Annotated in this window: 16 protein-coding genes; 3 read left to right on the forward strand and 13 right to left on the reverse strand. The window is 68.7% G+C overall.

Going from position 1 to position 18,020, the window contains the following annotated elements; all coding sequences use genetic code 11:
* Window positions 1-9: 9 nt before the first annotated feature.
* On the reverse strand, window positions 10-387 hold the full coding sequence (locus U5817_RS19015) for a hypothetical protein (protein WP_407278443.1): 378 nt from the start codon (window positions 385-387) through the stop codon (window positions 10-12).
* A 133-nt stretch (window positions 388-520) separates the two neighbouring features.
* Window positions 521-967, reverse strand: coding sequence for a VOC family protein (locus U5817_RS19020; protein WP_407278444.1), 447 nt, complete (start codon window positions 965-967; stop codon window positions 521-523).
* A gap of 238 nt (window positions 968-1,205) precedes the next feature.
* Here U5817_RS19020 and U5817_RS19025 point away from each other — a divergent pair, with 238 nt between their 5' ends.
* Both U5817_RS19025 and U5817_RS19030 read left to right on the forward strand, forming a co-directional pair.
* Complete coding sequence (locus tag U5817_RS19025; protein WP_169130584.1) at window positions 1,206-2,900, forward strand: ExeA family protein; 1,695 nt, start codon at window positions 1,206-1,208, stop codon at window positions 2,898-2,900.
* Between the two features lie 2 nt (window positions 2,901-2,902).
* The gene (locus U5817_RS19030; RefSeq protein WP_407278445.1) at window positions 2,903-3,712 is read left to right on the forward strand and encodes a general secretion pathway protein GspB; all 810 of its coding nucleotides are present in this window, start codon (window positions 2,903-2,905) and stop codon (window positions 3,710-3,712) included.
* Window positions 3,713-3,789: 77 nt separating this feature from the next.
* Here the strand turns inward: U5817_RS19030 and U5817_RS19035 are convergent, their stop codons facing one another.
* From U5817_RS19035 to U5817_RS19085, 11 genes are all read right to left on the reverse strand, one after another.
* Window positions 3,790-4,974 carry an XdhC family protein gene (locus tag U5817_RS19035; RefSeq protein ID WP_169130580.1) on the reverse strand — a complete coding sequence of 395 codons (1,185 nt, stop codon included), beginning with the start codon at window positions 4,972-4,974 and terminating at the stop codon, window positions 3,790-3,792.
* Window positions 4,975-4,987: 13 nt separating this feature from the next.
* The gene (locus U5817_RS19040; protein ID WP_169130578.1) at window positions 4,988-6,343 is read right to left on the reverse strand and encodes an MFS transporter; all 1,356 of its coding nucleotides are present in this window, start codon (window positions 6,341-6,343) and stop codon (window positions 4,988-4,990) included.
* Between the two features lie 74 nt (window positions 6,344-6,417).
* Entirely contained in the window at window positions 6,418-6,858 is a 441-nt protein-coding gene (locus U5817_RS19045; RefSeq protein WP_169130576.1) for a PaaI family thioesterase, read from the reverse strand.
* A gap of 2 nt (window positions 6,859-6,860) precedes the next feature.
* Window positions 6,861-7,667 (reverse strand): enoyl-CoA hydratase/isomerase family protein, encoded by an 807-nt coding sequence (locus U5817_RS19050; protein ID WP_169130574.1) that lies wholly within the window; start codon window positions 7,665-7,667, stop codon window positions 6,861-6,863.
* Window positions 7,668-7,715: 48 nt separating this feature from the next.
* A complete protein-coding gene (locus U5817_RS19055; protein WP_407278446.1) occupies window positions 7,716-9,254 on the reverse strand; it encodes an AMP-binding protein in 1,539 nt (512 codons plus the stop codon).
* Window positions 9,247-9,765 carry a (2Fe-2S)-binding protein gene (locus tag U5817_RS19060; protein ID WP_407278447.1) on the reverse strand — a complete coding sequence of 173 codons (519 nt, stop codon included), beginning with the start codon at window positions 9,763-9,765 and terminating at the stop codon, window positions 9,247-9,249. Before U5817_RS19060 ends, U5817_RS19055 begins: the two co-directional genes overlap by 8 nt.
* Before the next feature lies 1 nt (window position 9,766).
* Window positions 9,767-10,609 (reverse strand): FAD binding domain-containing protein, encoded by an 843-nt coding sequence (locus tag U5817_RS19065; RefSeq protein ID WP_407278448.1) that lies wholly within the window; start codon window positions 10,607-10,609, stop codon window positions 9,767-9,769.
* Window positions 10,606-13,608, reverse strand: a complete 3,003-nt coding sequence (locus U5817_RS19070; RefSeq protein WP_407278449.1) for a xanthine dehydrogenase family protein molybdopterin-binding subunit — start codon at window positions 13,606-13,608, stop codon at window positions 10,606-10,608. Before U5817_RS19070 ends, U5817_RS19065 begins: the two co-directional genes overlap by 4 nt.
* Before the next feature lie 255 nt (window positions 13,609-13,863).
* The gene (locus U5817_RS19075; RefSeq protein WP_169130564.1) at window positions 13,864-14,733 is read right to left on the reverse strand and encodes an AraC family transcriptional regulator; all 870 of its coding nucleotides are present in this window, start codon (window positions 14,731-14,733) and stop codon (window positions 13,864-13,866) included.
* Between the two features lie 265 nt (window positions 14,734-14,998).
* Window positions 14,999-15,907 carry a LysR family transcriptional regulator gene (locus U5817_RS19080; protein WP_169130562.1) on the reverse strand — a complete coding sequence of 303 codons (909 nt, stop codon included), beginning with the start codon at window positions 15,905-15,907 and terminating at the stop codon, window positions 14,999-15,001.
* 99 nt (window positions 15,908-16,006) lie between these two features.
* Entirely contained in the window at window positions 16,007-16,333 is a 327-nt protein-coding gene (locus U5817_RS19085; protein WP_407278450.1) for a DUF2917 domain-containing protein, read from the reverse strand.
* A gap of 209 nt (window positions 16,334-16,542) precedes the next feature.
* On the opposite strand from U5817_RS19085, the gene U5817_RS19090 reads away from it, so the two are divergent.
* The gene (locus U5817_RS19090) at window positions 16,543-17,997 is read left to right on the forward strand and encodes a PLP-dependent aminotransferase family protein (RefSeq protein WP_407278451.1); all 1,455 of its coding nucleotides are present in this window, start codon (window positions 16,543-16,545) and stop codon (window positions 17,995-17,997) included.
* The last annotated feature ends 23 nt before the right edge of the window (window positions 17,998-18,020 follow it).

Here is an 18,020-nt window from a genome sequence, read left to right on the forward strand (position 1 = left end):
GACGGCAGCTCAGCGGCTGCAGGATGCGCGCACGTGGGACGGGAAGGCCAGCACGAGGAAGGTCAGCATCAGCACGGCGATGAGCAGCGGCCAAAAGGCGGGCGGACGCGTGAAGCTGACATTCTCGACCAGCACGCTCCCGACGCGGTACAGCTCGTAGGCCGCCGCCGCCATGCCGAGCCACCACGCCCAGCGATAGTGCTTCAGCAGCCCCCATGCAACGATGACTCCGGTTAGCCCCATGACCCAGGTCAGGGGCTGCGCGAAGCGGAAGCTCAGCACGAGGGCATCCCCCCCGAGGGTAAAACGGATCACGGTCCCGACGAGAATGATCGCGGCAAAGGTCGCAGCGGTCGCTGCGGCAAGGTGAATGCGGGTGATGGCCATAAGACTCGCGGTAAGTTGAACGAGGGGCGCGCGCAACGGAACGGACCGTCCGTGCCCGCGACGGGCAATTCTGCACCAAGCCGCCCGCATTCTGCATGTCCGGCATGCATCCCGGGCAGCGCCGATGCTGCGCCTAACTCTGCGGGCTCTCCCAGCGGTCGTGACGTTCGCGCCGCTCCTGGCGGTAATTCGTCACCTCCAGGCGCACGCCGTCGGGATCCTCGAAGAAGGTCGCCACATAGTCCGGCGCGTAGTCCGGGTAAAGCCTCGCCTCCGATGCATCAACGCCGAGCGCGCGCAATTTCTCCGCCACCGCGCGCACATCCGCCTCCGAATCCACGCGCAGGCAGAAGTGATGCAGTACCGGCGCATACGGCTCGTGCTTCGCCGCCACGCGCGCGGGCCGCAGCACGAATCCGAAATGCCGGTTGTAGTACTGGACGTGCGGATCGCCCGCCAGCGTGAAGCGATTCTTGCGAAACCCCAGCGCCTCGATCAGCACGCGGTCGTAGAAGCGCTCGGACGCGCCCAGGTCGGACACGGCGAGGTAGATGTGGTCGATTCCGGTGACTTCGGTCATGCGGGACTCCGGTGGAAGCGAGGGGCGCCGGGATTGCGGCACGCGCACATCGCGCAGCGCCGCATCGGGAATGATAGGCGTCTCCGCCGCGTTAAACACCGCACACCACTGCATGACGACACGCCCGGGCCGTTTGCGCCCGATGCCCCGCTAATGTGACACTAGCGTCGCGCCGCAGCGCGCACTCCGGATTCCCTGCAACGACGCCAGGCCGCTCCGGCGGAGACGAGACGCACGCATGTACAACGAGTATTTCGGGTTTTCCGCGGCGCCCTTCTCGATCGCGCCCGATCCGCGCTACCTCTTCATGAGTGAACGTCATCGCGAGGCGCTCGCGCACCTGCTGTACGGGCTGCGCGTCGACGGCGGCTTCGTGCTGCTCACGGGCGAAGTCGGCACGGGCAAGACGACGATCTGCCGCTGCCTGCTGGAGCAGGTGCCGGACGGCTGCGACATCGCCTTCATCCTCAATCCCAAGCTCGACACGCTGGAACTGCTGGCGACGCTGTGCGACGAGCTGCATGTGCCGGTCGCCGGCGCCGAGCACTCGGTGAAGGTGCTGGTGGACCGCATCAACCGCCACCTGCTGGACGCGAATGCGCGCGGGCGCAAGACGGTGCTGATCGTCGACGAGGCGCAGAACCTGTCGAACGAAGTACTGGAGCAGCTGCGCCTGCTGACCAACCTCGAGACGAACGAGCGCAAGCTGCTGCAGATCATCCTGCTGGGCCAGCCCGAGCTGCGCGAGCGCCTCGCGCAACCGGAACTGCGCCAGCTCGCGCAGCGCATCGTCGCGCGCTACCACCTGGAACCGCTGTCGCGGCAGGAGGTGGGCGCCTACGTGAATCACCGCCTCGCGGTCGCCGGCGGGCAGCAGCGGCTCTTTCCCGACGCGGTGATCGACCGCCTCTACCGCCTGAGCGGCGGCACGCCACGCCTCATCAACGTGATCTGCGACCGGGCGCTGCTCGGCGCCTACGTCGAAGGCAAGACGAGCGTCGCACGCAGCACGCTCGACAAGGCGGCGGGTGAAGTGCTGGGCTCGGTGCCACGGGCATCCGCGGCACGGCGCATCGCGCTCGCTTCCGCGCTCGGCATCGCGCTCGCAGGCGGCGCGGCCGCCGCCTGGCATTACGGCCTTGCGGTTCCGGCGACGGGAACGACGGCACCCGTCGCGGCGGCCCCTGCAGTACCCGAGCCTGCGCCGCCCGCCGCCACGCCGGTCGCCAAGGCCTCGGACCCGGGCAGTGCGGAGGCCGACGCTGAACCTGTCGCCGTCGCAGCCGAAGCGGCCGCAACAACGCAGGAGAACCCGATCGCCTGGCCGAAACCGGAAGAGCACTGGCTGCACGAGGTGATGGCCGTACGCAGCCTGTTCGCCCTGTGGGGGCTGGACGCGCGGCTGTTGGGCATCGACGACGCCTGCCGCCTCGCCGCACGCCGCGATCTCGGCTGCCTGCGGCGCGAAGGCGGTCTCGACGAGCTTCGGGCGATGAACGCGCCGGCCATCGTCGAACTGCGCCAGGCGGACGGACCGAACTTCCTCGCCACGCTGCTCGGGATCGACGGCGAGCGCGCCCGCATCGCCTTCGCCGGCGACACGCACGACGTATCGCTCGACACCCTGCAGCGGCAATGGCACGGCAACTACACGCTGCTGTGGCGGACACCGCCCGGATGGCACCGCACGGTCGGCACCGGCATGCGCGGCAACGATGTCGTGTGGGTAGTGCGCCAGCTCGCGCGCTGGGAGGGGCTCACGGAACCCGAGGCATCCCCAAGCGCCTACACCGCGCGCATCGAGGAGCGCATGCGCGCCTTCCAGCGCAGCACCGGCTTGCCCGAAGACGGCGTGGTCGGCCCGCTCACCGTCGTGCGCCTCGCCGCCCTGTCCGACCCCGGCACGCCCGTCCTGACGAAGCAGGCCCAATAAGCATGTCCTACATCCTCGAAGCCCTGCAGAAATCCGAGCACGCGCGCCATCGCGGCAAGGTGCCGGACCTGAACACGCTACCCGAGACGACGCCGAGCGCGACAGCTCACCTGACCACGCGCCGCCCGCCCTACCTTGCGGCCAGTTTCGCGCTCGCCCTCGCGGCGGCGGTTCTGGGCTGGTGGCGCCCGTGGCAGGCGGCGGAACCGCAGCCGGCCACAACCCCGCCGCAGGCGACGCGGAACGTCCAAGCGGAAGCCGCCCGAAGCGTCGCCCTCGCTGCACCGGCGGCGCCGCAAGCGGTGGCCCTCCAGCCCGCTCCGCCCCCTGCTCCGCCGGCGGTTACCGCTCCCGCCGCACCGCCGGCGCTCGCAGCGCTCGCAGCGCTCGCACCCGAACCTCGGCCTGCCGCCGCACCCCAAGCGGCGAAAACCGCGCCCCCGGTCCCGACGACACGCCGCGATCCGCCGGCATCAGAACGCCCTGCGCCGGTCGCCAGGAGCACACCCCCTGCTCTGTCCGCCACCCGCATCGCCACAGCGACGCCTGCGGCATCGGCACCGACCCGCAAGGCATCGGACGGCCGCATCCTGAACATCCACGAACTGCCGCCCGCGGTACGCGGCAGCCTGCCGCGCCTCGACATCTCCGGCTTCGCGGCGGCACCGGATTCGGACAAGCGCATGGTCGTGATCAACGACCGGCTGGTGCAGGAAGGCGAGGAAGTCGCGCCCGGCCTGACGCTCACCAGCGCCGGCAAGGACGGCGTCGTGCTCGACTTCCAGGGCTACCGCTTCCGCGCGCAGCAGTAGGCGCGGAAGGCTTCGGCACGCACAAGTGCCGCATATGGGCGGGGTGCCTTGTGCGGGTCGGCAACGCTGTTCCTCCGTCAGGCGGCAATGAGCGTAACGTCAATCGTTTCCCGCTTTCGGCGACGCTCGCCTCCATCGACGTGGATGGATTCGCCGCTCCGGTGACGCAGTTTCGTCCCCAGGCGTCCGGCAAATACCGCGCGAATCTCGCCAACGATCGCCAGCGCGATCTCCTCGGGGTTGTCGGCACCGATGTCGAGACCGATCGGGTAATGCAGGGCATCGACGAACAACGCCCCCTCGTCCGCCCCCGCTGAGCCGATTTCCCCGAGCAGACGCGCAGTGCGTGACCGCGGCCCCAGTTGTCCGACGTAACGGGGCGGCTTGCGCAGCAGGCGGCGCAGCAGTTCGCGATCCTGATCCACGCTATGCGTCATGACCACGACCGCCACATCGGCCGTCACACCGCAGCCGTCGAGCGGGTTGTCGGGGTTCGTGACGCGCACCTCGTCGGCATCCGGAAAGCGCTCGCGCCGGGCGTAATGCGCGCGTCCGTCGGCCACCGTCACATGCCAACCGAGCTGCTTCGCGAAGTGCACGACCGGCACGGCATCGTGCCCGGCCCCGAAGACGACGAGCCTCGGCGGCGGCGAAACGCATTCGAGGAAGACCTCCACCTCGCCGCCATCCACGGGATAGCGAAGATGCTGCGAGCTGCGCTCGTGCAGGACGAGCGCGAGATCGCGCGCGATGGGTTTGCCCAGCGCAGCATCGCCGAACTGTCCTTCGCAGCGGCCGTCGGGAAACATCACCATGCGCTCGCCAATGCCGACCGCACAATCCCGCGCGTCGATCACGACCGCCGTGGCAGCCGGCCGCATCTCGTCGCGCACGACGCGCAGCGCCTCCAGCTGCGCATCGTTGCGGCCGCCAGACAACCTTTCGAGCAGCACGTGGACGACGCCGTTGCAGCCGAGCCCGAAGGCCCATTGCGCGTCCTCGTCCGCGGTCGTGTCGTAGCGGCACACGGTTGCCCCCGTGGCCCCGGTGAGCCACCACGCGCGCTTGATGACGTGGCTTTCGAGGCAGCCGCCGCTGATCGTGCCGACGCTACGGCCATCGGCGAAGATGAGCATGCGGGCTCCGGCGCGACGATAGGACGACCCTTCCACCTTGACCACGGTCGCCAGTACCGCCTCGCTGCCGCCCGGCACCCGCACGCGGGCGTGCCAGGCGGCGACGATTTCGTGCATCTCCTTCATCGCCGCACTCCTCTCAGTCGAACTTGTTCTGCGTTTCCGGCACGACCTTGGCGCCGATCAGATACACGACCGCCAGCACGGCCGACGTGATCGCCAGCACCCGCGGGATGTCCTGCGGCGTCGCGCTCACGAGCGATACCAGAGTCGGCATCAGGCCGCCCAGCGCAAAGCCGATGTTCCACGACAGCCCCGTGCCCGAAGCGCGCAGGGTGGTCGGGAAGCGCTCGTTGAGGAAGATCAGCACCGGCGCGATGATCGCCCCCCCCAGGAGCGAGATGCCGCACGCCATCGCAGTGATCGCGCCAAGTTCGGCCGGCTGCGCGATCGCCGTGAACAGATAGGGCAGCATCACCAGGCTCATGCACCCGAGGATGTAGAAAGTCCTCTTGCGTCCGATCCGGTCACTCAGTGCGCCGAATATCAGCGCACCGGCGATGGTGCCGACCGAGCCGATCATCAGGATGCGGGAGGAATCCGCGTGCGTCACGCCGGCGACCATCTTCAGCAGCGTCGGCAAATAGCCTGCGGTGATGTAGTAGGTCGCCCCGCCGCCGAACGTGATGAGCAGATTCACCAGCAGCACGTTGCGATATTCACCGGTAAACAGCCTGCGCAACGGCGATACTTGGTCAACGTGCTTGCCCTGGCGCTCGCGTGCCGCCTTCATCTGCTTGAACGCGGGCGTCTCATCGAGGAAGCGGTACATCGCCAGGCCGAACACCGTGCTCACCAGGCCGGAGAAGAACATGACGCGCCAGCCGATCTGGTCGAACTCGTCGCCGGGAAAGACCTGCGACAACACGAAATACACGCTGGACGCGAGCAAGGCGCCCATGCCGGCACCGCCGCTGCCAACGAGCCCGGACATCAGGCCGCGGTGCTGCGGCGCGATCGATTCGGTGCCGATCGTGTGCGTTGACGCCACGATGCCGCCGACGAAGATCCCCTGCACGACGCGCAGCGAAAGGAACAGGAGCGGCGCGATCACACCGGCCTGCTGGATGGTCGGCAACAGACCGAACGCGGCGGTACTCAGGCCGACACCGACCATTGCGATCGTCAGGGCCCCCTTGCGTCCATGCCGGTCGGCGTAGGTACCGAAGATCGCCGAACCCAGCGGCCGCACCAGCAACGCCACCGCGAACGAGGCGTACACCGCCGCCAGTGACAGCGTCGGCTGGTCGGAGGGGAAGAACAGCCTGCCGATGATCGGCGCGACGTACAACAGGATGAACAGGTCGAACAAGTCCAGCGCCCAGCCGAAGGTCGATGCGAATCCGGCCATCAGTGCCTTGCGCGCCGGAACGGCCGCAGCCGCGCTCTCGGACGGCAGCCCCTCGACTGCCTTGCAGGTGATTGTCTCCGCCATTTGTCTGCCTTTGAATGTAGATGTTGTCATTGCGTGCGCCTCTATCGGGCGCACATGCTTGGCTTGGTCCTTGCCTATGTCGTGCGCGGAATGACGCTGGTCGTCAGCCGCGCGATGCACGCGAGCTTGCCCTCCCCTGTTTCAATGCGGATTTCCCAGACATGGGTCTGGCGCCCGAGGTGCAACGGCCGGGCGGTGGCGATCACGTCCTGCCCCTGGGGCACCGCGCGCAGATGGTTGGCGTTGATGTCGAGGCCGACACTGGCAAAGCGCTCGCGGTCGATGCACATCTGGCTCGCCAGGCTGCCGACTGTCTCCGCAAGCGCCACCGAGGCGCCGCCGTGCAGGAAGCCGAGCCGCTGCGCGGTCTGCGCACGCACCGGCATGCGCGCCCGCAGCGCATCCGGCGCAATCTCGACGAACTCGATGCCGAGATGCTCTACCAGCGTGCCGCGCGTGAGTCCGGCGAGATCCGCGGTAGTCCAGGGCTCGTGCCAGATCGGTGTCGCCGCCATCGTCAGCGCCCCGTGAAGTTCGGCTTGCGCTTGGCGTGGAAGGCTTCGACGCCCTCGCGGAAGTCTTCGGAGCTGCGCAGGCGGCTGTAGCAATGCCCTTCGAGCTCGATCGCGATCGCCAGCGGTGCGTCCTCGGTGTCATTGAGAAGCTTCTTCGCGGTGCGCTGCGCGAGCGGCGAGAACTCGACGAGTTCGGCGACGAGCGCATCAGTCGCGGCTTCGAGTTCGGCGTCCGCCACGCACGCCACGGCCACGCCCCAGTCGCAGGCCTGCTTGCCGGGGATGCGGCGCGAGCGCATCACGATGTCCTTGGTGCGGCCCACCCCGACCATCTTCTGCAGGCGCGCGGAGCCGCCCGACCCGGGGATCTGGCCGAGCTTCTGCTCGGGCAGCGCGTACAGCGTCGTCTCGCTGGCGATGCGGAAGTCGCACGCGAGCGAGATCTCGAAGCCGACGCCGAAGCAGTAGCCGCGGTTCGCGGCGATGACGGGCTTGGAGCAACGGGCAGGCGCCGCGATGTTCCACGCGAGCTTCGACACGTGCTCCGGCGTCGCCTCGAGAAAGCCCTTGATATCGCCGCCGCTCGAAAAATGCTCGCCGATACTGCGCAGCACGATCACGCGCACGCGCGGATCCTCGTCGAGCGCCTCGAACACGGCGCGCAGCTGGTCGCGCTGGGCCATCGCGATGATGTTGAACGGCGGACGGTCGAGAATGATGTCGGCACGCTTGCGGTCGGCGTCGATCTCGACGCGGAAGCCGTCGAGCCGGGACAGCAGTTCCTGGGCGGGGTGGTTCAGGGTCGTCATGGTGTGCTCCTCGGTTGATGTGGTAGTGCCGGATGGCCGCTTGGCGGCTCAGTCGAGCGTGGCCGTGGCGTCGATTTCGTAGTCGCCGGCGACGAGCTTGCGTCGCAGGATCTTGCCGACGGGTGACTTGGGGATCTCGCGCACGAAGACGTAGTCGCGCGGACGCTTGAAATTCGCGAGATCGGTCGCGCGGCAGTACTGGTCGAGCGCCTCGGCGCCGATCTCCTGCTTGCGCTTGATGAAGGCCACGACACGCTGGCCCCAGCGCTCGTCCTGCAGGCCCGCGACGGCGACCTCGTCGACGCCCGGATGCAGCGAGAGCACGGATTCGATATCCACGGGCGAGATGTTCTCGCCGCCGCTGATGATCATGTCATCGACGCGACCGCTTACGAAGAGATCGCCGTCGGCGTCGAAATAGCCTGTGTCGCCGGTGAAGTACCAGCCGTGCTTGAGCGACTTGGCGTCCGCGTCGGGGCGCTTCCAGTAGCCCTCGAAGGCTTCGTCGCCGGCGAGGTCGGTGATGATCTGCCCTTCCTCGAACGGCGCCGCGAGCGCGTCGGGGCTGTCGGCCCCGAGCGCGACGACGCGGATGCGGGCGTTCAAAGCCGCGCGGCCGGCACAGCCGGGCTTGGCCCGGGCGTCCTGGTTGATCGCGAAGGTGTACACCTCCGAGCTGCCGTAGTGATTGACGAACAATTCCGGGCGGAAGGCCTCGTCAAGCCGCATCAGCAAGGCGTCGTGCATCGGCGCGCCGGCGAAGCCGAGCTTCCTGACGGTGGAGATGTTGCGGCGTGCGAAATCGGGATGCGCGAGCATGTCGTGGTACAGCGTCGGCACGAGGTAGAGGTTGCTGACCCGTTCCGCCTCGATCAGCGCGAGCGCGGTGCCGGCGTCGAACTTCGGCATGCACACGAAACGTCCGTCGATCAGCGCCATCGACAGCAGCGAACGCACACCCATCGTGTGGTACATCGGCATCACGCCGAGCGTGCATTCGCCGCGGCGATAGAGGTTCTGCGCGACATGGGCGAGCGCCGCGGCACGCTCCTGGCGGTGACGGCGCGGAACGCCCTTCGGCTTGCCGGTCGTGCCCGAGGTGTACAGCATCAGCGAAACATCGTCGGCACCGGCCTGCGGCCCGACGCCAAGCGCGGGACCTTCGAGCAGCGACTCGAACGCGACCGATGCCCCTTCGGCGTGCTGCACGCCGATGCGCAGCAGCCCGCCCGCGCCGCTCGACGCCGCCACTGCCTCGGCCGCGGCGGGCTCGAACACGAGCGCCTTTGCGCCCGAATCGGCGAGGCAGTAGTCGATTTCGTCCGGCTTGGCACGCCAGTTCAGCGGCGTGACGATCACCCCCAGGAACTGGCAGGCCCAGTGCAGCGTCGTCATTTCCCAACGGTTCTGCAGGACCACCAGCAGGTGGTCGCCGTGGCCCACACCGAGCGCGCGAAGCCCCCCGGCCACCGCCTGGACGCGTCCGTGCCACTGCGCGTAGGTGAGCCGCAGCGGCCCATCCACGACGGCAACCGCGTCGGGGCTGCGCTCCACGCTCTGCAGGAAGGTACGCCCTAGATCAAGCATCGATTGTCTCCTCTGGTTGGATCTGCCGTGCCGCGGCGACTTCGAGAACGGCCGCGACGATCGGCGTGTAGCCGGTGCACCGGCAGAGATGGCCGGACAACATGTCCCGGACCTGTTGTTCGGTCGGCATCGGCACCCGTTCGAGGAAATCCGTGCACGAATTCAGGATTCCCGCGGTACAGAAACCGCATTGCAGCGCGTGGTTGCGGCGAAAAGCCTGTTGCAGGTCGTTCAGCATCCCGTCGCGGTCCGCCAGTCCCTCGACGGTGTCGACGCGGCGGCCGTCGACCTGCACCGCGAGCGTCAGGCACGCGCGCACCGCGACGCCGTCGATGCGCACCGTGCAGGCGCCGCACACGCCGTGCTCACAGCCGACATGCGTGCCGGTCGCACCGAGTTCGTGGCGCAGGAAGTCCGACAGGAGCGTCCGGGTCTCGGCTCGGCCGCTGCGGCTCACGCCGTTCAGGGTCACGGTGACGAGGTGTTGCTGTTCCTGTTCGAGTCGTTTCATGTCAATGTCCTCCTCCAGAGGGAATGGCGCGGCCGGCCTGCTCGATTACGCGGCGGCCGATCTGGCGTACGAGGTGGCGGCGGTAGGCAGCGCTCGCATGCGGGTCGTCGCGCGCTTCCAGCTCCCACGCGAAGTCGTTGAGGGCGTCGTCGAGCGCGTTGTCCGCCAGTCGCGGCAGCGCCAGCACACGCGGCCGGTCGGCGACGCCGCCGACTGCGAAGCGGATGCCGTCGCCATTCACCGCCGCGGCGCACGCGACGATCGCGAAGTCGCCGTGCCGCGAGGAGAACTCCTCGAAGGCGTAAGCGGTGCCGGGGCTCGCGAGCGGATAGCGCACTTCCTCGACGAGCTCGTCCGGCTGACGCGCGGTCATCAGCATCCCTTGGAAGAACGCTCCGGCCTTCAGCACCCGCGCACCACGACGCGAGCGCAGCACGACCTCGCCATCGAGCAGCGCGAGGCACAACGGCAGCTCGGCGCTCGGATCGGCGTGCGCGACCGAACCGCACACGGTGCCGCGGTTGCGGATCTGGAAATGCGAGATGTTCGGGAACGCGAGCGCGAGCAGCGGCACCTCTTTGGCCAGCCCCGGACGCCACTCGACGCTCGCCTGCGTGGCCGACGCGCCGATCACCAGCTTGCCGCCATCGATGCGCACGTAGTCGAGCGCCTTGGCGCGCGAGATGTCGAGCAGCCGCTGCGGTTGCGCGAGGCGCATGTTGAGCACCGTCACCAGCGACTGCCCGCCTGCGAGGATGCGTGCATCTTCGCCATGCTCGGCGAGCTGTGCGCAGGCTTCCGCGGCGGAGTCGATGCGGATGTATTCGAAGGAAGCGGGTTTCATTTGTTCACCCCCAGGAGTCTCAACAGGCGGTCCCACCACGAAACGGGCTTCGGGGCCGCCCCGCCCGCCTGCCGTCCGAGTTGTTCGAAGAGCTGGCCCAGCACGACGCGCGCCGCGCCTTCCAGCATGCGGCTGCCGACCGCGGCGACCTTGCCGCTCACCTCCGCGCGGTAGTCGTAGGAAAGGCGCGTGCCGTTCGGGATCGCTTCGAGCGTGACGCGACCACTGCCGCGCGCGCTGCCCAGCGCAGACAGGCCCGCGCCCGTCAGGCGCAGCGAGCGTGGCGGATCCAGTTCGGAAAGCGAGATCTCCGCCTCGTAGCGCGCCTTCACGAGACCGACACCGACCGTCACATCGGCGCGGTAGCGGTTCTCGCCGATCGGCTGCAGCGCATGACAGCCCGGGATCACCTTCGTCAGCGCCGCCGGGTCGAGCAGCACGCGGAACACCGCCTCGGGCGACGCGCCGATCTCCGTCGTTCCGGTCGCGGTCAGCGCGCGTCCGCCGCCCGCGGCCGCCGCGGGCTCGGGCGCCCGCTCGCGCGGCTTCGAGGGCGCCGGATCGTCGAAACCGATCAGCGCCATGACCTTCGCCGGCGTCAGCGGCAAGCGCAGGTCGGAAATGTCGCCCAGCGTCGAAAGCGCATCGGCGACCGCGTTGGCGACGCAGGCCGGCGTGCTCATGTTGTTGCCTTCGCCGAGCCCCTTCGCACCCAGCGGCGTGAAGGGCGACGGCGTCTCCATGTGCAGGATCACCGGGTCGGGCACCTCGCAGGTCGTCGGCACCAGGTAATCCGCGAAGGTGCCCGACAGGAAGCCGCCATCGTCGGCGTAGCGGAACTCCTCCATCAGCGCCGCACCCAGCCCCTGCGCAAACGCACCGCGGATCTGGCCGTCGGCGAGCGCCGGATTGAGGATCTTGCCGGCGTCGTGCGCGGTGACGTAACGGTCGATGCGCACCCGTCCCGTGGCCCGATCGACTTCCACGGCGCAGATGTCGAAGGCGAAGCCGTAGGCCGCGGAGGTGTTGACATGGTCCTCGGCGTCGGGCGCGGCGAGCGGCTCCGGGCTCCAGAACACGGTCTCGCGCAGGCCCAGCGTCTCGCCTTCCGGCAGCAGCGCGGGCGCCCAGTGTGCGCTGCTCGCTGCACGTGCGAAGGGAATCGCACGCTCGGGCGCACTGCGCGGGAAGACCTTGCCTCCCGCAAACGCGATCTCGTCTGCGGCGAGGCCGAACTGGTGCGCCGCAATCCGCGCGAGCTTGTCACGCAGCTTCACCGCCGCCAGATGGACGGTCCCCGCGACCGCGCCGGCGAAGCGGCTGGAGTAGTTGCCGGCCGCGACCGACCACGCATCCTTCTGCGTATCGAAATCGACGTTGGTGACGATCTGTTCGGGGCGCAGGCCGAAGGCGTCGGCGACGACCTGCGCGCACACCGTCATGTGACCCTGCCCCGCCGGGGCGGAGGCGACGACGACGCTGACGCTGCCGAGCAGGTCGATGCTCACCGTCGCGCTCGCGATCGCGCCGTTCTTCGGCCCCGCCTTCGCACGCTGCACCGCGGTGAGCACCGTCGTGATGTAGCCCATGTTCGAGATCGAGGGCTCGACGATCGCCGCGAAGCCGATGCCGTAGAGCCGCCCCTCGGCCCGCGCCGCGTCGCGTCGCTGCTGCAGCTCGGCGAAGCCGCCTTCCCGCACCGCCAGCGCGAGCGCCGCCGGATAGTCGCCGGAATCGAGCAGCGCACCGGCCGCCGCCCGGTACGGAAACGCCTGCGGCGGCACGAAATTCCGGCGATAGACATCCAGCGGATCGAGCCCGAGCACCACCGAGATGCGCTGCACCAGCCGCTCCAGCGCGAAATACACCTGCGGACCGCCGAAGCCGCGCACGAGGCCCGCGGGCGTCTTGTTCGTCAGCACCACGCGGTTGCGCACCCGCAGGTTGCGCACCGCATAGGCGCCGGTCAGGCAGCCGTGCATGCGGTAGAAGGTCGCGGGCTCGGGCGCGCGGAGGTAGCCGCCGACATCATCGAACTGGTCGAAGGAAAGCGCCGTGATGCGTCCGTCGGACTCGACCGCTGCCTCGATCGTCGCCAGCCGCCCGGTCGCCGACGTCGCCCCCGCGAGATGCTCGAGGCGGTCCTCGACCCACTTCACCGGCGCGCCGGCCTTGCGCGAGGCGAGGCACATCAGCACGACGTACGGGAACACGCTCTGCTTCACGCCGAAGCTGCCGCCCGAATCGCGCGGCACCTTGTGGCGCAGGCGCGCCCCCGGCACCTTCAGCGCGAGCGCGATCACCGCGTGCAACGAGAACGGCCCCATGAAGTTCGACGTGACCTCGTAGCCCTCGTCGCCCGGTAGGTGCTCGGCGATGACCACCCCGCCCTCCATCGGCGTGCAGGAGTTGCGCGGGTAATGCACGGTCAGCGACACGCGATGCGGCGCATCCGCGAAGGCGGCCTCCGGGTCGCCGTAGCGGAAGCTGCGGTCGCTGACGATGTTCGTGCCCACCGCGGGATGCAACACCGGCGCATCGGCGGCGATCGCCGTCTCGATCTCGACGACAGCCGGCAGGGGCTCGTAGTCAACACGGATCAGGTCGACCGCATCCTCGGCGAGGTAGCGATCTTCAGCGACGACCACCGCGACCGGTTCGCCGACGTAGCGCACGCGATCGACCGCGAGCGACCAGTGTTCCATCGGCTCCTTGACACCGACGACGAAGGACTGCGACCAGCGGCGCACGTCCTCGCCGATGAGCACCGCGCGCACGCCGCGCGCCGCCTCGGCGGCCGTCGTGTCGATGCCTTTCAGGATCGCGTGCCCATGCGGCGAGCGCAGCACCGCGGCATGCAAGGTCCCCGGCTTGATGCCGAGATCGTCACCGTAGCGCCCGCGCCCCGTCAGCAGCGCCGCATCCTCGACGCGTTCGAGCGGACGCCCGACGAACGGCGCGTCCTGCGCCATCGCCACGACCGGATCTTCGCGCTTCATCGCGCGCACCCCGCGCAGCGGCTCGCACAACTCCGGCGCACACGCACGCGCCGCAAACAGCAGGTCTGCCTGTCCATGTCTCTCCTCCGTGTCCCGCGCCTCGGCGGGCGCTTTGCCGTTTTCCCGGGCAGTGCCGGGACGTGGCCGAACAATAGGGGAGGAGCGCGCGGCGACCCTTACCGCGCAGTCTCAGGATTTACCGTGGAGTCTGATTTTGATTGCCGGAGCAGTGAACGCCCGGCGCCGCGCCTGCCGTCACACGTGGTTTTCGACGACCGGATCGATGACGTCCACGACCCGGCGGTATTCGCTCGGCGTGGTGCCCAGGTGCTCACGGAAGAAGCGCGTGAAATGCGCCTGCGCCGAGAAACCGATATCGAGCGAGATGTCGGCGAGCGAGGCGCTGCTGGACGTCAGGTTACGGATGGCCGCCTCCATGCGCAGCACGTTCGCGTACACGTTCGGAGTGAGGTTGGTGCTGCGGCGGAACAGCGCGAAGAAGTGCGCGCGCGACAGACCGCACTGTGCCGCGAGCTGGTCCATGTCGAGCGTGATCCCGATGTTGTCGCGCATCAGGGCTATCGCCCGCCGTATCCGCGGGTCGATCGCCTGTCCGCGCGTCGCGCGCAGCAACTCGCCGAAATTGCGCCACTCGGAATTCCGGTCGATAACGCTGATCATCAGTTCGAACAGCTGCGACTCGAGGCGCGCCACAGGAATGCTTTCGGACACGAGCATCTCGCCGGCGAGCTCATCGGCGAGCTTGCGCGCTTGGGGCGAAACGGCCACGCACGGATGCGGAAAGAAATGCGGGTGCGCACTGACCGTCAGCTGTCGCTGGATTTCGGCCAGCCAACTCGGTTCGATGTACAGGCCGAGCAGCACCGTATTGCCGACTTCCGGCCGGTGACAGGCATAGGCATGCGGCTCCCAGGCGTTGACCAGCACCACCGTTTCCGCCGTCAGCGGCTGCAATTCGCCCCGCACCGAAAAGAAGGTGTCGGGCCCGCTGATCTTGATCAGCGCATGGCAATGGTGATGGGCATGCGGCACCAGCGGCTTGTCCATCTCGAGCAGCGCGACACGGCCGAACCGGCCCTGGAAGATCTTGATGGCACGTGACATCCTGCTACCTCGTCCTGCGGGGAAAGGGCGCCGCGGAGGGCGCCGTGTCCGAGCTCGTCGTGTCCGCGGCAAAACGCGCACCAACGCCCTCTTTGTCGTAATGGCAATACAGAACCTGCACTCGTGCCGGTCGCGCTAGGCACGTGCGCGGGATCACATGATCCGCGATGGTGCCCGAAGGAGTCGACCGCACTCCCGCCCGCCAGTTCGGCGTACCAGCGGCGCCCGCACGGACGGGACATTACACCGCACCGAGACGCCGTGACTAGCCACGCTCCCAATAGCCGGGCGTGTTGTAGATGCCCTTCAGGTATTCGATGAAGTGCCGCACCTTGGCCGGCAGGTAGCGCTGCTGCGGATACACGGCCTGGATGTCGTAGGTCGGCGCGGCGAATTCGTCGAGCACGGTCACCAGCTCGCCGCGCTTGAGCTCGGCCTGGATCTCCCAGGTCGAGCGCCAGCCGATCCCCAGCCCCTGCTTCACCCAGCTGTAGAGCAGCTCGCCGTCGTTGCAGTCGAGGTCGCCATCGACGCGCACCGCGACGAGCTTGCCGTCGCGCACGAAGCTCCAGCCGCGCTGCTGCCCGCCCTGCAGGTTGAAGGCGAGGCAGTTGTGGCGGGTGAGATCCTCCAGCACGCGCGGCTCGCCGTGGCGCGCAAAGTAGCCCGGCGTACCGCAGACGACGCGGCGGTTGGGGAAGAGGCGGACGGCGACATAGTTCGGATCGGTGACCTCGCCGATGCGGATGCCCATGTCGTAGCCCTCGCGCACCAGGTCGACGACGCTGTCGGTGAGGTTGAACGACAGTTTCAGCTCCGGGTAGCGCGCCTTGAAGGCCGGCGCGTGCGCGGCGACATGGCGGCGGCCGAAGGCCGCGGGGGCGGAGACGACGAGGTGGCCGCGCACCGTATCGCGGCCGGCGCTGACGCTGGTCTCGGCCTCGTCGAATTCGTGGATCAGGTGGCGGCACTGTTCGAGGAACTGCTCGCCCAGGTCGGTGAGCGTGAGGCCGCGCGTCGAGCGGTGCATCAGGCGCACGCCCAGGCGCTTCTCCAGGCCGTCGAGGCGGCGCCCCATGACGACGGGCGTCACGCCCTCGACCAGCGCGGCGGCGGCGAAGCTGCCTTTCTCGGCGACGAGGACGAAGCTGCGGATTTCGGTGTAGCGGTCCATGCGGGGTCCGGTCAGTCGTGCGAACGGTTCGGGGTCCGGCGCCGCTCAAGCTCGGCGAGCCGTTACGCGATTGTACGGGCCCCGCACGTCACCCGCAGATCAGACCGCCGCTCCTGCAGCGCCAACGGCACGCTGCGCACGCGGACGATACACACGGCTCAGCAGGCGGCTCGCCCAGCGGATCGGCCACGGCGCGTCGGCGACCAGGCGCACGCTGCCACGCGGTACGCCTTCGATCAGCACCAGTCCCTTGGTGGCGATGCGCATGCCGTCGCCGGCGTCGAGGAAAAAGTCGCCCGCCTGCCCTTCCACCGTCACCCAGATCCGTCCGCGGGCGCACTCCACGCGCAGCCCGCTGGCGTCGCGCAGCGCGAGCGGGCTCCATTCGTCCAGTTGGATCGTTCCACTGCTCGACAACAGGCGCATGATCGCTCTCCCGAGATATCCATTGAAGGTGCAATGCCAGTCTAGGAATCGCGACCGCGCCAGTACAGACACACGGAACAGAAATTGACATCGATACAGTTCGCGATTCTTCAAAGTGTACCGGTCGATTTCGACCCCAACTGTACCTTTCGGGCGCGGGCGGCCGGCCGGACAATGACCGCGCACGCATTTCGGAAAAGGAACGGCCCATGGAGCAGCGCGCGCTGCGCTATGAACAGCTCGCCGACGAGCTGAGCGGCATGATCGCCGAGCGCATCCTGCGCCCGGGCGACCGCCTGCCCTCGGTACGCACGATGGCGCGCGAGAAGAAGCTGTCGATCTCGACCGTGGTGCAGGCATTGCGCCAGCTCGAAGAACGCGGCCAGATCGAGGCGCGGCCGCAATCCGGCTTCTTCGTGCGCCCGCCCGCCGCCTGCCACACCACCCAGCTCGAACCGCAAGCGCGTCCGCGCCGCACCCGCCCGGTGGCAGTGGACATCAGCAGCCGCCTGATGCGCGTCGTCACGCTCAACAGTCGCCCCGACATGGTGCCCCTCGGTGCCGCCCTGCCCGCCCCCGAACTGCTCCCCATCGCGCCGCTGCAGCGGCTGTACGGGCAAATCGGTCGCCACGCCGGGCACCTCCTCGACGCCGCGAGCCACTCCATGCTCAACCACCCCGAGCTCGTGCGCCAGCTCGTGCGGCATTCGCTCACCTGGGGCCAGCCGCTCGCGGCCGACGAGATCGTCGTCACCAACTCCTGCACCGAAGCCCTGCTGCTGTGCCTGCGCGCGGTGACCAAGCCCGGCGACACGGTCGCCGTCGAATCGCCGTCCTACTACCTGATGCTGCAGCTGCTGGAGCAACTCGGCCTGAAGGCGCTGGAAATCCCGACCCATCCGCGACTCGGCCTGTCGGTCGACGCGCTGGAGATCGCCAGCCGCGAACGCCGCATCGCCGCCTGCCTGCTCGTCACCAACTTCAACAACCCGTTGTGCAGCCTGATGCCGGACGAGGAAAAGCGGCGGCTGGCCGCGCTGACCGCCGAACGCGGCATCCCGGTGATCGAGGACGACATCTTCGGCGAACTCTATTTCGGCACGCAGCGCCCCTGGCCGCTGAAATCCTTCGACACCACCGGCAACGTCATGCTGTGCTCCTCGCTGTCGAAGACCCTGATCCCCTCGCTGCGCCTGGGCTACGTCGCGGCCGGGCGCTATCACGCCGCGGTGACGCTGCAGAAGACGCTGACCTCCGGCGCGACGAACCCCGTGACGCAGGCCGTCGCCGCGCGCTACCTCGAATCGACGGCCTCCGACCGCCACCTGCGCTTCCTGCGCCGCGCCTTCCACAAGCAGGTCATGCAGATGTCGGAAGCCGTGCTGCGCCACTTCCCCGCCGGCACGCGCATCTCGCAGCCGCAGGGCGGCTTCGTGCTGTGGGTCGAGTTGCCGGCCGGCGGCGACGGCATGGCGCTGTTCGAGGACGCGGCACAGGCCGGCATCGCCATCGTGCCCGGCGAACTCTTCTCCGCCGCCGGCCACTTCCGCAACTGCCTGCGCCTGAACTGCGGCTACCCCTGGTCGCCGCGCCTCGAGGACGCGATCCGGCGCCTAGGCGCATTCGCCGCGGCTCAGTACACCGCGGATCGCAAGGCGGGATAAGCGTAGCGCTTCCCGCGATGACT

It is taken from the genome of Aromatoleum evansii, from assembly GCF_045689615.1.
GTDB lineage: Bacteria > Pseudomonadota > Gammaproteobacteria > Burkholderiales > Rhodocyclaceae > Aromatoleum > Aromatoleum evansii.

Excerpts from the sequence above, each read along its gene's own strand:
- U5817_RS19015 (WP_407278443.1), bottom strand. The coding sequence starts at position 387 with ATGGCCATCACCCGCATTCACCTTGCCGCAGCGACCGCTGCGACCTTT.
- U5817_RS19020 (WP_407278444.1), bottom strand. The coding sequence starts at position 967 with ATGACCGAAGTCACCGGAATCGACCACATCTACCTCGCCGTGTCCGAC.
- U5817_RS19025 (WP_169130584.1), top strand. The coding sequence starts at position 1,206 with ATGTACAACGAGTATTTCGGGTTTTCCGCGGCGCCCTTCTCGATCGCG.
- U5817_RS19030 (WP_407278445.1), top strand. The coding sequence starts at position 2,903 with ATGTCCTACATCCTCGAAGCCCTGCAGAAATCCGAGCACGCGCGCCAT.
- U5817_RS19035 (WP_169130580.1), bottom strand. The coding sequence starts at position 4,974 with ATGAAGGAGATGCACGAAATCGTCGCCGCCTGGCACGCCCGCGTGCGG.
- U5817_RS19040 (WP_169130578.1), bottom strand. The coding sequence starts at position 6,343 with ATGGCGGAGACAATCACCTGCAAGGCAGTCGAGGGGCTGCCGTCCGAG.
- U5817_RS19045 (WP_169130576.1), bottom strand. The coding sequence starts at position 6,858 with ATGGCGGCGACACCGATCTGGCACGAGCCCTGGACTACCGCGGATCTC.
- U5817_RS19050 (WP_169130574.1), bottom strand. The coding sequence starts at position 7,667 with ATGACGACCCTGAACCACCCCGCCCAGGAACTGCTGTCCCGGCTCGAC.
- U5817_RS19055 (WP_407278446.1), bottom strand. The coding sequence starts at position 9,254 with ATGCTTGATCTAGGGCGTACCTTCCTGCAGAGCGTGGAGCGCAGCCCC.
- U5817_RS19060 (WP_407278447.1), bottom strand. The coding sequence starts at position 9,765 with ATGAAACGACTCGAACAGGAACAGCAACACCTCGTCACCGTGACCCTG.
- U5817_RS19065 (WP_407278448.1), bottom strand. The coding sequence starts at position 10,609 with ATGAAACCCGCTTCCTTCGAATACATCCGCATCGACTCCGCCGCGGAA.
- U5817_RS19070 (WP_407278449.1), bottom strand. The coding sequence starts at position 13,608 with ATGAAGCGCGAAGATCCGGTCGTGGCGATGGCGCAGGACGCGCCGTTC.
- U5817_RS19075 (WP_169130564.1), bottom strand. The coding sequence starts at position 14,733 with ATGTCACGTGCCATCAAGATCTTCCAGGGCCGGTTCGGCCGTGTCGCG.
- U5817_RS19080 (WP_169130562.1), bottom strand. The coding sequence starts at position 15,907 with ATGGACCGCTACACCGAAATCCGCAGCTTCGTCCTCGTCGCCGAGAAA.
- U5817_RS19085 (WP_407278450.1), bottom strand. The coding sequence starts at position 16,333 with ATGCGCCTGTTGTCGAGCAGTGGAACGATCCAACTGGACGAATGGAGC.
- U5817_RS19090 (WP_407278451.1), top strand. The coding sequence starts at position 16,543 with ATGGAGCAGCGCGCGCTGCGCTATGAACAGCTCGCCGACGAGCTGAGC.